This window comes from Leuconostoc fallax KCTC 3537 (assembly GCF_000165675.1).
In the GTDB taxonomy this organism is placed as follows: Bacteria; Bacillota; Bacilli; order Lactobacillales; family Lactobacillaceae; genus Leuconostoc_B; species Leuconostoc_B fallax.
Map to the genome: position 1 here is coordinate 43,094 of NZ_AEIZ01000015.1, position 15,446 is coordinate 58,539.

Genomic DNA, 15,446 nt, shown 5'->3' on the forward strand with positions numbered 1-15,446 from the left:
ATTTTTTATGACTGAACGTGTTCGACATAATCCTCTACTGTATCAAAAAAGTCTGCAAATATTGTTGTCGCATCCAACGGTCCTGGCGCACCATCTGGGAAAAACTGAACACTAAAGGCAGGATAATCACGATGACGTAATCCTTGAATGGCACCATCAACTAAATCACGGTGTGTTACAAATAATTTGTTGCGATCAATAGACTCAGGATCAACTGCATAACCTTGTCCTTGCATTGCATACATCATCTGTCTGGAAACGATTTCTTCTATGGGATGATTCATACCATGATGTTCAGATGATAATGGTAATAGTTCTGCATCATTAGCCAACGCAAAAAGCTCATGTCCAAGACCAATACCAAGCATGGGTGCTTTTGTTTGTAAAACACGAATCAAGGTTAATACACTATCCGGTAACACTCGTGGATCACCAGGTCCAGTGGATAATACAATACCATCAGGGTCCAAGGTTAATACTTCTTCAACTGTTGTTGTATATGGCATAACCGATACATTTGCATCATAATCATCCAACATGCGTAGTATGCCATGCTTTAACCCGAAGTCAATCACAACAATATGTCGACCTCTACCTGGATTAGCATATGGTTTAACTGTTGCAGTATTAGCAACTTGCTTATTGGTCAAAACCGTGGCAACTAATTGATCTTTAGCATGATCATCAGCAAAATCAACAATTGAAGCCTTTTGTGAACCCGTTTCACGTAAATGACGAATTAATTTACGTGTATCAACATGATATAGTCCAGGAATATTATGTTGCTTTAAAAATCGGTCCAAATTCATACGTCGTTGTCGATTAACAGAAACTTCAGCTAAATCGTGGACAATCATCCCCCGAATAGTCGGTTTCATAGATTCGTAAGCACCAGCATGAATACCGGCCGCACCAACTATCGGTGTTGCAAATACAATAATTTGATTATCATAAACGGGATCTGTGATGATTTCTTGATACCCAGTCATAGCTGTATGAAACACAATTTCGCCAAATGTCGTTGCAGGTGCACCAAAACTTTCACCCGCAAAAACCGTTCCATCCTCTAAAATAAGATGCCGTTGCATTGGTAACTCCTCTACATCAAATCATCATATTAATTGATGATTTCAACTGCGTCTTTACCATCAATTTCTTTGACAAAGACTTTAATATGTTCTGCCTGTGCTGTTGGAATGTTTTTACCGACAAAATCAGCGCGAATTGGTAATTCACGATGGCCACGATCAACTAATACAGCTAACGAAATACTTTTAGGACGTCCTACATGAATTAACGCATCCAAAGCCGCACGAATTGTCCGTCCAGTAAACAAAACATCATCAATCAGTACAATATTTTTATCAGTAATGTTCATTTTATCTTCTGAATTCAAACCTAAATTATCGCTATCATGATTCGTTACATCATCACGGAAATTGGTTACATCAATCGCCATAATTGGAATAGAAATATCTTCCAATTGTGCCAAGCGATTACCAATGCGATGTGCTAGATATTCGCCACGTGTTTTAATACCGACTAATACTAAATCCTGGCCGCCTTTGTTTCTTTCAATAATTTCATATGTAATACGTGTTAGTGCACGTTGGAGTGAAGCATTATCTAGAACTTCTTTTTTACTCATTTCTTCTCCTTAACTCTCAATTACTCATACAATGGTGTTAATGTATCTAAAGCCTGCTGAAAATATACTGGCAATGGGCTGTCAAATGTCAATTCTGCTTGTGTTGTTGGTTGCATCAAAGATAATGTTTTGGCATGTAATAACTGTCCATGCAACGTAACATTAGGCATTTTCGGCGCATTACCATACACTGGATCACCAACAATAGGATGCCCAATATATGTCATATGAACACGAATTTGATGTGTACGCCCCGTTTCAAGACGTACTTTCAGCAATGTATAACCGACATAGCGCTGTACCACTTCAAAATGTGTAACAGCTGGCTTGCCGTCTGACACAATCGCCTGCTTTTTACGGTCAATTTTATGCCGTGCTATCGGTGCGTTTACTGTACCACTATTTTCCTTAAATTCACCGCGAACTAATGCGTAATAAATTCGTTGGTTTTTATGTGCTTTCAGTTGGGCTGACAGCGCTTGATGCGCTGTATCATTTTTTGCAACCATTAACAGACCACTTGTATCGCGATCAATACGATGTACAATGCCTGGTCTAAATTCCCCATTGATAGTCGAAAGCGGTGCATGATGAAGTAACGCGTTCACCAATGTGCCCGAACTATGACCTGCTGATGGGTGTACGACCATTCCTTGCGGCTTATTAACCACTAAAAGATCGTCATCTTCGTAGACAATGTTCAAAGGTATTGCTTCAGGTTCAATTGTTGTCGCTTGGACCTTTGGTGGTGTAATGACAATAATGTCACCTTTATTAACTTTGTAAGATTGCTTCACTTTTTTTGATTGACCAAAATTTGTCCATTATTGAGCCAATCCGTTATTTTAGACCGAGAATATCCTAAATTTTCTTTTGCGAGTACCGCGTCTATACGCCCTTGTTGCTGTTCTATTATGATATCATGCATTTATTTTGCCCTATTTTGGTAAAGACTGTCTAATTGAATCCGCAATATTACGGCTCACCCAATACTTACGTTGCCGACCTGCTCGTTCAAAAGACAGCTTTTGTCCTTTCAATTGAACATTTTTTAAAGTTGTTAAAGAGAATTGTTCATATTCTGTCAAAAATATGCGACCCAAAAAGACCTCTCCGCCAGCAATGTATATCCGACGACGAAGTATCAATAATAAACCAACTGCTATAGAAACAATAGTAAAAATAATCAATAATAAATTAAACTTAAAGTTGACTTCAATCCACATTGCACCAGATAAGGCAATGAGAATGCCCCACCAAAGCCAGCCAATTTGTCCAACCACATCAATTGGTTGGAAATAACCACGTTTTGGAATCATTTTAAAACCTCTCCAACTTATTTTATCATGTTTAGTGCTGAATTTACTGAATGACCTAAACTGATTCAGTAATTATTTAACATATACGTTAAACTTAACCTAAAGGAAATAGTGAATATGATTCGTTTATATTGTGATGCTGCGCGTCAGCAACATTCTGGTGTCAGCACCGCTGGTGCCATTGTCATCGTCAACAAACAACAGCAACAATTCAAAACTACCTTGGGCCCGTTACCAGATAACCATGCAGCCGAATTTACTGCATTGTTATGGATCTTACAACAATTATCATTGCAAGACGCCATGTTAACGATATACGTTGACTCAAAAATTGTCGCTGATTCGCTTAACAAACAATATGCTAAACATTACCAAGCATATGTTGATGATATTTGGTTGATATTAAATCAAGTTAAATTTGTATCTATTGAATGGATAAGTGAAAAGGAAAATCTCGGTGCCCATCATTTAGCATTGCAAATGCTCCATCAAAAAAACAAGTCATAAATATGACTTGTTTTTCATTGCGTATTTATCTTTCACGTTTACCCCAAAATTGGAAATAGTCAACACGTAAAGCACCGTTGTATAGCTTTCTTTTCTTCGTTGCCTTTTGACCAAATGATTTTTCAAAATCTAAATCACTCGTCAAAATATATTTACTCCAACTGGGCATCTGCTTATAGACTTTGCCCATCTGCGCATAAAGCTCTCTGGCAGCTTCTAATTCACCCAAACGTTCACCGTACGGTGGATTAGATACAAGTACGCCATTTAATTGGTCCGTTTGCCAATCTTTGGCAGCTAATTGCTTAAACGTAATATCTTGTGATAACCCAGCATGTTTTGCGTTTTCATTGGCAATGGCAATCATATTTTCGTCAATATCATAGCCTGTAATATCCAATGTTCTATCGTAATCAGCTTTACTTTCAGCCTCATCACGCACTTCGTCGGATAACTTTTCATCAAACCAATCCATATCCTCAATTGCAAAACGACGTGTTAATCCTGGTGCCAGATTTCGACCGATTAAGGCCGCTTCAATCGGTATCGTTCCTGATCCAGTCGTGGGATCAACAAATGGCCGATCTGGATGCCAATTCGTTAACATTACAAGTGCTGCAGCAAAGTTTTCTTTCAGAGGCGCACCCCCTTTATTGACACGATAACCACGTTTGAATAGACTTTCGCCGGTTGTATCCAAAGTTAATAAAACATGATCCTTTTCAATTTGAACTTCAAGTTGTGCAAAAAATCCTGTTTCTGGTAGACGTGTTCGGACATGATAGGCTTGCTTTAGGCGCTCAACAATGGCCTTTTTAGTGATAGCTTGAACATCTGGCACACTAAATAATGTTGATTTTCTAGAACGACCAGCTACTGGAAATTGCGAATCGTAATTCAAATACTCTTCCCAAGGCAGTGCTTTAACTTGTTCAAATAAACTATCGAACGTTGTTGCCTCAAATTCACCGACAATAATTTTAATTCTATCTGCAGTCCGTAACCAGACATTGGTATTTAAAATATCACGCTGCGTCCCTTGGAATCGAACACGATAATTCTCAACCTGATGATTGTAACCCAATTGATCAAGTTCTTTGCCAACAAGTGATTCAATACCAGCAGCTGCTGTGGCCATTATTTGATAAGTTTTTGTCATTATTTCCTCTTTAATCATGTTAAAATGAACGTTACTATGAAGATGATTGATTTTGAAAGTTTAGTACAATATGTGACACCAACTGCACAATTATATTTACGCAGTCATGATAATCAAATTAAGCCAATCAGTCAACTGGCATTTGCACCTAATAAATTAGATATTATTTTAATCACGGGCAACAGACCAATAACCCTATCCCAATTGACCACACGAAGTCGTCAAATATCAGGTCATGCACGTTTATTATACCCAAACGAAGACAGTATTTTTGGATTTCAGCTCGATATTACAACACAGCCCATTCAAATTATATTACATTAGAGCTCTTCATCCAATTTTGTCAATGGAATTTGCACATCATACGAAATAGATTCGTGCATACCATCAGTATAAGCAATCCCTCGTCTTTTTTCCTTAGTCGCCTGGGCCGCTTGTGGCGTATTAATATTCTTTTTCTGCCAATTAACTAGAATTGTTTCGATATAGCGCAGATTCCTAACATTATTGGCAATCGCTTCTTGTATTGCTAACTTTACCATTTCTGGATTGAATTTATCTAAACTAAACCAATGGCCCACCGTTTCCATTTCCATTGGTGATAGTGGTCGCCCAAATTCAACCTCTAGTACTTGTAATATTTCACGACGTGTTTGTTTACCATCAGATAAAGGTGTAGCAGCATGATGACTTTCGCCGTTAATCAGCTTATCGTATAGCGGTGAAAAATCATATGTTTCGGTTTGTCGTGATGTCCCTTTAATCTTAACAAACCCGCGTTTCACTAAACTCTTAAGCCTTGATAACACTACATTTTCAGTAGTATGTAGTACTTGCGCTAAAACATTAGGATTAGCCAAGTTGCCTTGTATTTGGATGCGTTGTATTTGTAAGTATAACGCAAAATCATCATTATCTAGGCCAATATCATGATAGTGCAGTAATAAATCATTACTGATACTGGTATGTCCAGCATTAATATATTGTTCAAAACGCTGTTCCATATTCGTCGCATCCTTTCAAAAAATACGTCCGAGCGCTACCTCAGTGCCCAGACGTATTTTAAATTTTATGCACTAATTAAGGTCGAATACGTGAAATCATACGTGGAAATGGAATGGCCTCACGAATATGTTCTTCACCAGTTACAAAAGTAATCATTCTCTCTAGCCCTAAGCCAAATCCTGAATGTGGTACCGTACCATATTGACGTAAGTCTAAATACCATTGATATTCTGCTAAATCCAGACCCTGCTCTTCAATACGTGTCTTAAGATACTCATAATCAGTATCACGTTCTGATCCGCCGATAATTTCACCATACCCTTCAGGGGCAAGCAAATCAGCACTAATCACAACATCGTCACGCGTTGGGTGGCGCTTCATATAAAATGCTTTGATCTCTTTAGGGAAATTAACGATAAACACTGGCTTTGAGAAGTGTTCTGCCAAGAATGTTTCTTCTGGCGAACCAAAATCAACACCCCATTCTACATCAAAGCCATTATCTTGCAATAACTGAATCGCATCATCATAACTCAAACGTGGATATGGTAATTGTGTGTATGAACGCAGAACCTCCTTATCACGCCCTAAAATATCAAGTTCTTGCTCATTATTTTTCAAAACAGATTCAATTAAATATGAAATATAACGTTCCTGAACTTCCAGACTTTCCTCTTGGGTTGTAAAAGCCATCTCAGGCTCAATCATCCAAAATTCCGTCAAATGACGACGTGTCTTAGATTTTTCAGCACGGAATGTCGGCCCAAATGTAAACACCTTACCAAAAGCCATTGCCCCTGCTTCGGCATATAACTGTCCCGTTTGAGAAAGATAAGCAGATTCACCGAAATAATCTGTCTCGAATAGTTCTGTTGTACCTTCAGGTGCAGAACCTGTTAAAATGGGTGAATCTAATTTTGTAAATCCCTCTTTATTGAAAAATTCATATGTTGCACGAATTAATTCGTTACGAATTTTCAAAGTTGCGAAAGGCTTTAAATGACGTAAGTACAAATGTCGATGATCCATCAAAAAATCAACACCATGCTCCTTAGGTGTTATCGGATAATCATGGCTTTCACCAACAATCTCAATACCAGAAATTGCCATTTCGTAACCAAAATCAGACCGTGTATCTTCATGAATTTCGCCAGTAACATACATGCTGGTTTCTTGCTTAAGACTCTTGGCTATCTCAAAAGTTTCTTCTGAGACATCACTTTTAACCACAACACCTTGGAAAAAGGCTGTACCATCGCGTAGTTGCAAAAAGGCAATTTTACCGCTACCACGCTTTTGACGTAACCATACGCCAATGCGGACAGTTTGGTTAACGTAATGTTTAACATCTGTAATCTGAATCGTAGGAATTTCTTGTAACATTGAATTATTTGAACTTTCTATCATTAATATTTTAATATTGGTTAAAGAACGTTGCCAAACGTGAAATCGCTTGATCTAAAGTATCCTGACTCTTAGCATAACTGATTCTTAAGTATCCTGGCATGCCAAAACCTTCACCAGCAGGCAAAGCAACATGTGCTTCATTAAGTAGCTTCAAAGATAGCTCTTCAGTGCTGTTAACACCAACATTAACCATAACATTTTTGTCTACTTTAGGGAATAAATAAAAAGCACCTTGTGGTTTTAATGCAACAGACAATCCTTTAACCGCGTTGAGTGCAGTGTAAGTTTTGTTTAAGCGCTGTTCAAAAGCCAAACGCATTTTTTCGATATTATCTGGATTAGAACGAAGGGCTGCCAATGCTGCATACTGTGCTACTGCCGTTGGATTCGATGTTAAATGATCGAGCAACTTGTTCATAGCTGTAATAATTTTAGCATCAGCAATCGTCCACCCAATACGCCAGCCTGTCATTGCATAGGCTTTAGACACCCCATCCACAATAATCATGCGACTATCATCGACTGGTTGAATCTGTAGTCCTGAAACAAATACTGTATCATTGTATACTAACTGACCATAAATTTCATCTAAAATAATGTAAGTGTCATGTTGATTAGCCCAATCTAATAAGGCAATGATTTCATTGCGTGTATAGACTTGCCCGGTTGGATTAGTCGGCGTATTAATGATAATCACTTTTACAGGATGTGTTAATGCATCTAAATCTGCTACTGTTAATTTCAAGGCAGGGTTAGCGGGTTGGATTGCTTCTAAAAGCCCCCCTGCTAATTTCACTTGTTCTTGATAACTTACCCAATAAGGTGCAGCCGTTACAACACTATCTCCTGGATCTAGTAATGTCTGCATTAACGCATATAATGATAACTTACCACCTGTAGTAACCGTCACATTCCGTGGTGAAATCGTTGCATTATATCTGGTTTTAACAGTTGATACGATGGCAGATTTTAGCTCTGTTATACCGCTTGTGGCTGTATAGAAACTTGTTTTTTGTGCTTGAATCGCTTGAATAGCGCCTTCGGCAATTTCGTCTGGCGTTTGAAAATCAGGCTCTCCAACACCAAGATTAATAATATCAATGCCTTCAGCTTGCATTTCTTTTGCTTTTTTATTCATAGCCAAAGTCGGCGATGGTGTTAATTCAGAAATTCTTTTTGATAGTGTCATCTGTTTAAATCCCTTCAATTGTGCGATACGGCTTGCCCGTCTTAAAATCCAATGTCACATAATTCAACTGCCGGCGTTGGTTTAAATAACTCACTTCCCATACCAAAGCATTTTGATAACGACTAATATTAGCACTATAAATTTTCTTGGGCTGATACTTCTTAATGATTAACTGCCGTAAAGCATCATCTGAAAGACCGCTATCACGACGGTAAACCCGCACATGATTTATACTGCCATTAACAATAGCAACTTGCTTTTGTTTTGATGCGTCTTCACCAATCACTGCATAAGTTATATGTTTACGATTATCAATACTCGTTGACGAAATCTTCGTAATTTTAGTTTTATGCAAAACAAATGCATTGACCTTCTGTTCAGCTTGTCGTACTGGTGATAGTGAGATATAAAAAACAGTCAAAACAACGGCTAAGAGAATAATCATTACCCCTATTAACCAAAACCATACACGTGCCCAATGAATCTTAGGTTTCCTTTGGTTTTGCCGGATCCTAATATCTTCTCTAAATTGCATCATAAAATATCTCCTACATACCACTGCTTTACTCAAATATTATATCAAGAAATGCATCACAAATTTAATATTCTTTCATCATTTCCAAATATTTTTGAGTTAATATTTCGGGTTTTTGATCAAATTTTTTAATATCGATTTTCTTTTTAAAACGATGGCGTTGCATTGCATTAAGTTGTGTCACAAGCACATTAGTATTATTACGTTGCATTTTACCCAATAATAATTCCAGTCGTGACGCCGGTTGCCAGACTGTTTTCTCAGGTACAACAACAATTTTTGGAACAGACTGTTCTCTTTGCCATAAGTGATCAAATATCTGATCAGTCACAAGGATTATCTCTAATTGATTAGGTTGTGTCTGACGATGTATTTTATTAAATGATCCTGTCACGCCTTCGGCCACAATGCCATAATCTGTTTCTAATCCGTAGCGTATCTTTTGATACCAATGATTCACTCTAACCTTATCCGGCAGAATGACTAGAATGGGACCTACTTTAGTTTGCACCAAAGCTTCTAAATGTTGCAAAAATGAAAAATCACCTAGCGCCACGAGATTAACCTTGGTCGTATTATCTCGAATAAATTCACGCTTGAAAGTGTGCGTTTTTGGCACAGCCATCAGTAATTCACTCACATCTACCGGTAAAAATTCGCTCACAATCAGTAACTTATCAATCGCCGTTAAGAACTGACTCTGATAAAATGCCACATCATCTATATCAAAATTCAATGTCACTTGACGATCGCCATTATCCAACTGATGCGTGTCTTGGCTGACTAAATAACGCTGTGCAAGTAATCTTTCGCTCCGTAATAATTGGTGGTCAACTAATAGTAAAAATTGCGGCACATCGTTATGACTATAAACCAATAAATCTCGTAATTTAATGAGGATGCCAAATAACTTATGTGCGCGTTTTAAGTTGCTGTTAGCCGTACCATTTTGTTTAATCTGTTTAATAATGTGCAACGTCTCGCTTATGATTTGTTTCATTAACAAACGTTGCCGATGTGTCATACCTTTCATTTCCTCAAGAACCAACGCTCTTAATTGATGTTTCAATTGGGTTAAAGGAATGGCAACATGGAAATAGTAATTCAAATCTTTACGAAAACGACTAGGCGTTTCCATTACAACAATCGGCCATATTTCGTGTTGCTTAGCAACCAATAATTGTTGCGATAAGGCGAAGTATGCTTCGAAATTCATAATGACAATCTGGCTTACCTGTGCATTTTGTTGTGCACGTTTGAAAAAGTAAGTTTGTTCATGACCTTTTAGTTCAGATAACCAGGATACATTACTCGCACCAATTTTTATTTCTTGTAACAGGCCAGTTTTAGTTTGCGTTAGCCAAACTAGAATCCGCGCCTTGAGTAACTGTACCTGAGCTGGATATTGATCATCCGTCAAAAGTTGACTATATTTCTCTAAATCAATATAACAATTGGGTTCATATAAAATAGATGCCCTAATTGGCAACTTGAAAAAGCGACAATATTGATGAATTAGTTGCATTTGTTGCTGCTGTAAGCTGACATCATCAGTCAACAATACAGTCTGCTTTTTTAACGCATTAAGCAACACCGGGATTAAGTAACCAACTGTTTTACCACTTTTAGGTGGTGTATTAATCGTCAATACACCATGATGCTTTTTATCGATAAATTCAGACACATGACGTACTAATTTATCTTGTGCGGGTTTAAAGCTCATATGCTGCTTCACTTGTGGCAAAGTGAGTGATGCATTATTTGGTGATTTTTGATTCGATAAGAACGTTTGACGTAAAGCAATTTTTTCATTAAAAATTGTAAATTGATGATGGGTTCTCTTTGGCCGAACCAATTGCAAGAAAGCTTGTGTTTGGCGTAATAATTGCCACTGTCCTTGCTGCAGTTGTTGTAATGTTTGTGCAGGTAACTGTTCTGCTAAACGCCATAAAGATAAGAATAATTCTGCCGTTGCGTGTGCATCTTCATTTGCACGATGCGCATTGGAAAGCTTAATATCCAGATATTGTGTTAAATCAACAAGTCGATACCCTGGTGCTGTAGGCAGCAAAATTTGTGATAACATCACTGTATCAATGGCAGGAATATCTAATGGTGATAATCCCGCTCGTTCAAACTCTTCATTCAGGTAAGGATAATCAAAATTAACGTTGTGTGCAATGATAACACTATCTTTTAACAGCGTGTGTATAACAGGTGCTATCTCTTCAAAATATGGTGCATGCTGGACCTCGTTTTGCGAAATATGCGTCAATTGTTGGATTTGACGATCAATTAATTGGCCAGGATTAACAAAAGTTTCAAAGTGGTCCACAATCTTACGCTTTTTAATAAACGTCATACCAATTTGAATAATTCTGCCACCACGATCAACACTTTGACCAGTCGTCTCCAAATCAACTACCACAAAGGAGTCATTGGCGTTCATCATTAGGTTCATGATACCTTTCTATTTTAGAGTTGAATCACGCTGTTAAAAATCAGCCAAAATTAACGATATCGCTAATTTTTATTGTTATTTTTTAAGAAGAACGTATATAATTTACACAGTATGCTACAAAATCTTAGCATTACGATTATTAATCTGACTTATTTTTAACAACGCAATTCTATTATATTTTACACTTATTTGGCCTAAAAAGTCTGTCTGCGTTACAATAGTAAGGTATTATTTGGAGAAATTTATGATTAGTCAAATGATTGGCGTTGGTACTTCACACGCTAAAGTAATATTGATTGGTGAGCATGCAGTAGTCTATGGTCAACCAGCTATTGCCATGCCACTCCCAAATCTCACAGTGACTGCTACATTACGACCAGCATTCCGCGGTCAAGTCCTCGATGGTAATCATTTTCACGGTGAATTAAATGAAATTGGTGCAAATATTGAGGGCCTTCGCCAATTAATCTTACGTTTATTAGATAAATTCGGCGTGCCGGATATGACGTTTACATTATCCATCGAAACTAACATCCCACAAGAACGAGGTTTGGGCGCTTCAGCTGCCTTAGCTACAGCAGTTACTAAGGCCTTTTTTAATTATTTCAATACTGGTTTAAGTGAAACTGAGCGTACTTATTTTACAGATATTGAAGAAACTATTACCCACGGTTCACCAAGCGGTTTAGATGCTGCCACAGTTCATGCAACCAACCCTGTTTGGTTCGTTAAGAACAAAATCATGCAGTCTTTTGATATGCATCTGAGTGGCACACTAGTGATTGCTGACACTGGCATTCATGGTCAAACTATTCGAGCCATCAGTGTAATTAAAGAACAACTCAAAATTAATTTTGATGAAACTTATGCGCAAATTGAACATCTTGGTTCATTAAGCGATGAGGTTCGATTAGCATTAGTCAACAATCAACCTGCTTACTTAGGTGAATTATTTAGCGAAGCACACCGTACCTTACGATCACTTGGTGTTTCACATCCACGCCTCGACAAATTAGTCACAGCGGCTATAAATGCCGGCGCTCTTGGTGCCAAGCTAACTGGTGCTGGTGTTGGGGGTGCAATGTTTGCACTTGCCAAAAATAATAACGATGCGATTACAATTGCTAACGCCCTCAATGCTGCGGGCGCACAAAATACATGGATACAACCACTATCATGACAAGTACAGCTAAAGCGCACACCAACATTGCGTTCATTAAATATTGGGGTAAAAAAATCAACAACTCAATTTACCCACTACAAGTTCATTATCTTTAACACTAGATAAATTCTATACCAAAACAACCGTTACCATTGATGATACGTTATCTACCGACGTATTATATCTCAATAATCAAAAGGTTGATGCGACGCGTGTTCATCAGTTTTTAGATGTTTTACGAGACGAATTAGGTTATTTCCCCACATTAAAAATTAATAGCTATAATCACGTACCAACTAGTGCTGGTCTAGCCTCTTCAGCTTCTGCTTTTGCTGCCTTAACTGGCGCAGTCGTTCAAGAATTGGGATTGCATTTGGATACTTGTACGCTATCTCGATTAGCACGCCGTGGATCAGGCTCCGCTAGTCGTTCATTTTTCGGCCATTTTGCAGTATGGCATGCTGGCATTGATAACGATTCCTCTTTTGCTGAAAGTTTACATGCCCCAGCCATGCCGATTGCGTTAGTTGTTGCAGAAGTCTCTAGTCAGCAAAAGAAAGTGGGTTCTACTGAAGGTATGCAGCGTGCGCTCACTTCACCTGATTATGGCAATTGGGTTAACAATAGTCAGCAGCAATTCATTGATATGCAGTCAGCAGTGATGGCCGCAGATATTGAAAAAATTGGGACTATTGCAGAAGCCAATGCTATGAGCATGCATGATTTGAATCTAACTGCCACACAGCATCCATTTACATATTTCACAGCAGAAACACAACGTATCTTACAAATTGTTGATGATTTAAAACATCAAGGTCTTCTTGCTTTTGCCACAATGGATGCCGGCCCTAACGTCAAAATTATTACACATGTTGAACACGCACAATTGATTATTCAAACGCTCAACAATGCCCTACCCAACTTAAAACTTGAAATCGCACAAAGTGGTCCCGATATATCCTATGAATAAAATCAAAATCACAACGCCTGGTAAACTATTTTTAGCCGGTGAATATGCCATTACACAGCCTGGTAATCTAGCCATTGTTGCGGCTATCAATTTAGGTCTAACGTTAACGATTAGTGAAACACATAACAATGTATCAACAATGACATCCAACTTAATTGAAAGCCCTTTAACCTTTAACATTGATCATTTACCCAATACAGTAGCTGACACAAAATGGTGTTATGCCCTGTCTGCTGTGCATATCGTACAGGATTATATGTATCATCATCAAAAGCCTCTATTAAAAGAATTTAATATCAATATTAATAGTGATTTGGATCATTCAACCGGAAAACTTGGTCTCGGCTCATCTGCAGCCGTCGTCGTTGCCGTTGTTGAAGGATTAGATCGCTATTTTAAGTTACATTTATCACGTATTCAGTTATTTAAATTAGCAGCTTTAGCACATTTAAATGTGCAACAATCTGGTTCCTTAGGCGATATTGCAGTTGGCGTTTATCACGGCATCATTGCTTATAGTAGTCCTGATCTATCAAAATTCGAACAACCATATACAGCCAAAATAGTAGATTCTCCTTGGTCTGGGCTCCATATTGAGCCTCTAACTTGGCCTATGAATTGGCAACTGTATCTGGCACCAACTTATCAAGCCGCTAGTACTAAAAAAGCTTTAAAATCTGTGCAGATACCTGCCGTCTTTTATAAGCAAAATATTACCATTGTTGACAAAATTATAATCGCTATCAAAAGTCAAAATTATCAACAGCTCAAACAGTATATCGCTTACAATCAAGCACTCTTAACAGAATATTTACCTGCAACGTATAGTACATCAAAATTAGCTACCGTGCTATCATATATTCAACAACATCAATTAGCTGGTAAAATAAGTGGCGCAGGTTTTGGTGATAATGCTTATATCATTGCATTAACTCAAGAGCCATTACCCGCTACAAATTTCGATGTACTACCTGTTACCATTTATGAGGATCTAAAAATAGGAGGTAACTATGACTGAATCTCAACAATCACATCGAAAAGATGAACATTTATCACTTGGTGTTCATTCTTGGCGACAGCAACCTCAAATTATCGGCGCTACCTTCGATGATGTCCGCTGGGTTCCGAATGCATTACCCGAATTAACTGTCCAAGATGTTAATACAAGTACCGTTATGCTTAATCATCGTTTCTCATGGCCATTTTATATTGAGGCAATGACCGGTGGTTCACAAAAGACCACCCAAATCAATCAACAACTTGCCGAAGTAGCACTAGAGACAGATTTGGCAATGGCCGTGGGTTCACAAAGTATTGCAATCAAAGAGCCAGACAAAAGAGAAAGCTTTAAAATAGTGCGTAAGACGCATCAAGATGGTTTCTTAATTGCTAATTTAGGTGCTAATCACAACATTATCAATGTACGTAACGCAATAGATATGATTGACGCCAATGCAATAGAGCTTCATCTTAACGTTGCGCAAGAGCTAACCATGAGCGAACACGAAGGTGATCGTAGTTTTTATTGGTTAGATAACATCGCAACTATCGCAGCTAAATCCCCTGTCCCAGTAATTGTTAAAGAGGTTGGTTTTGGCATGAGTCAAGCTACTTTTAATTTATTACAAGATACTGGAGTTGCAGCTATAAATGTAGGTGGTGCTAATGGTACTAATTTTGCAAAAATCGAAAATCGGCGTAATCAAGATAAACTGAAATTAAATTTAGACAACTATGGTTTCTCAACGGTTGAAAGCTTATTAGATGCTAAAATGTCCCAAAATACGCTACCGCTTATCGCAACTGGTGGTATTCAAAAAATTCAAGATGTGATTACCAGTCTGATGCTGGGTGCTACGCTTACAAGTAGTGCAGGATACTTTTTACATACGCTTGTTTCTAAAGGGCAAGATGCCCTCGTTCATACAATAAACGAATGGCAACAGAATTTGCCGCTAATATATGCATTATTAGGCGCCAAAAAATACTTCTGAGTTACAAAGTCGAGAATTTATAACAAGTACTACTATCGATAATTTTATACAGCAACGACAAAAAAAGTAAGACCAATAATTTATTGGTCT

13 protein-coding genes and 3 pseudogenes are annotated in these 15,446 nt (G+C 37.9%); 6 read left to right on the plus strand and 10 right to left on the minus strand.

What is annotated here, in order from left to right; translation table 11 throughout:
• Window positions 1-5: 5 nt before the first annotated feature.
• The 4 genes and pseudogenes from LEUFL_RS0103895 to LEUFL_RS0103910 form a co-directional block, all read right to left on the minus strand.
• A complete protein-coding gene (locus tag LEUFL_RS0103895) occupies window positions 6-1,088 on the minus strand; it encodes a carbamoyl phosphate synthase small subunit (protein WP_010007601.1) in 1,083 nt (360 codons plus the stop codon).
• Between the two features lie 29 nt (window positions 1,089-1,117).
• Window positions 1,118-1,648, minus strand: a complete 531-nt coding sequence (gene pyrR, locus LEUFL_RS0103900; RefSeq protein WP_010007602.1) for a bifunctional pyr operon transcriptional regulator/uracil phosphoribosyltransferase PyrR — start codon at window positions 1,646-1,648, stop codon at window positions 1,118-1,120.
• 20 nt (window positions 1,649-1,668) lie between these two features.
• A pseudogene (locus LEUFL_RS11360) lies at window positions 1,669-2,576 on the minus strand (RluA family pseudouridine synthase).
• Between the two features lie 10 nt (window positions 2,577-2,586).
• Window positions 2,587-2,967, minus strand: coding sequence for an EbsA family protein (locus LEUFL_RS0103910; RefSeq protein WP_010007607.1), 381 nt, complete (start codon window positions 2,965-2,967; stop codon window positions 2,587-2,589).
• 117 nt (window positions 2,968-3,084) lie between these two features.
• Between LEUFL_RS0103910 and LEUFL_RS0103915 the strand changes: the two genes are divergently transcribed.
• Entirely contained in the window at window positions 3,085-3,474 is a 390-nt protein-coding gene (locus LEUFL_RS0103915) for a ribonuclease HI family protein (protein WP_010007608.1), read from the plus strand.
• Window positions 3,475-3,499: 25 nt separating this feature from the next.
• On the opposite strand, the gene LEUFL_RS0103920 is transcribed toward LEUFL_RS0103915, so the two are convergent.
• Window positions 3,500-4,633 (minus strand): THUMP domain-containing class I SAM-dependent RNA methyltransferase, encoded by a 1,134-nt coding sequence (locus tag LEUFL_RS0103920; protein ID WP_010007610.1) that lies wholly within the window; start codon window positions 4,631-4,633, stop codon window positions 3,500-3,502.
• A 36-nt stretch (window positions 4,634-4,669) separates the two neighbouring features.
• On the opposite strand from LEUFL_RS0103920, the gene LEUFL_RS0103925 reads away from it, so the two are divergent.
• Window positions 4,670-4,957, plus strand: a complete 288-nt coding sequence (locus tag LEUFL_RS0103925; RefSeq protein ID WP_010007613.1) for a hypothetical protein — start codon at window positions 4,670-4,672, stop codon at window positions 4,955-4,957.
• Here LEUFL_RS0103925 and LEUFL_RS0103930 read toward each other — a convergent pair.
• From LEUFL_RS0103930 to LEUFL_RS0103950, 5 genes are all read right to left on the minus strand, one after another.
• Entirely contained in the window at window positions 4,954-5,637 is a 684-nt protein-coding gene (locus tag LEUFL_RS0103930; protein ID WP_010007614.1) for a DnaD domain-containing protein, read from the minus strand. The genes LEUFL_RS0103925 and LEUFL_RS0103930 overlap by 4 nt on opposite strands.
• Window positions 5,638-5,713: 76 nt before the next feature.
• Window positions 5,714-7,021 (minus strand): asparagine--tRNA ligase, encoded by a 1,308-nt coding sequence (asnS, locus tag LEUFL_RS0103935; RefSeq protein WP_010007615.1) that lies wholly within the window; start codon window positions 7,019-7,021, stop codon window positions 5,714-5,716.
• Window positions 7,022-7,052: 31 nt separating this feature from the next.
• Window positions 7,053-8,234, minus strand: a complete 1,182-nt coding sequence (locus LEUFL_RS0103940) for a pyridoxal phosphate-dependent aminotransferase (RefSeq protein ID WP_010007617.1) — start codon at window positions 8,232-8,234, stop codon at window positions 7,053-7,055.
• A 4-nt stretch (window positions 8,235-8,238) separates the two neighbouring features.
• Window positions 8,239-8,772: a hypothetical protein gene (locus tag LEUFL_RS0103945; protein ID WP_010007619.1), complete on the minus strand. Its 534-nt coding sequence runs from the start codon at window positions 8,770-8,772 to the stop codon at window positions 8,239-8,241.
• Between the two features lie 61 nt (window positions 8,773-8,833).
• Window positions 8,834-11,218 carry an exonuclease domain-containing protein gene (locus LEUFL_RS0103950; protein WP_029508641.1) on the minus strand — a complete coding sequence of 795 codons (2,385 nt, stop codon included), beginning with the start codon at window positions 11,216-11,218 and terminating at the stop codon, window positions 8,834-8,836.
• Between the two features lie 256 nt (window positions 11,219-11,474).
• On the opposite strand from LEUFL_RS0103950, the gene mvk reads away from it, so the two are divergent.
• From mvk to fni, 4 genes and pseudogenes are all read left to right on the plus strand, one after another.
• The gene (mvk, locus tag LEUFL_RS0103955) at window positions 11,475-12,410 is read left to right on the plus strand and encodes a mevalonate kinase (protein WP_010007621.1); all 936 of its coding nucleotides are present in this window, start codon (window positions 11,475-11,477) and stop codon (window positions 12,408-12,410) included.
• Window positions 12,407-13,362, plus strand: a pseudogene (gene mvaD, locus LEUFL_RS11365) (diphosphomevalonate decarboxylase). Before mvk ends, mvaD begins: the two are co-directional and overlap by 4 nt.
• A complete protein-coding gene (locus LEUFL_RS0103965; RefSeq protein WP_010007625.1) occupies window positions 13,355-14,380 on the plus strand; it encodes a phosphomevalonate kinase in 1,026 nt (341 codons plus the stop codon). The pseudogene mvaD and the gene LEUFL_RS0103965 overlap by 8 nt, the downstream one beginning before the upstream one ends.
• Window positions 14,373-15,426 (plus strand): annotated as a pseudogene (fni, locus tag LEUFL_RS11370) (type 2 isopentenyl-diphosphate Delta-isomerase). Before LEUFL_RS0103965 ends, fni begins: the two are co-directional and overlap by 8 nt.
• Window positions 15,427-15,446: the final 20 nt, after the last annotated feature.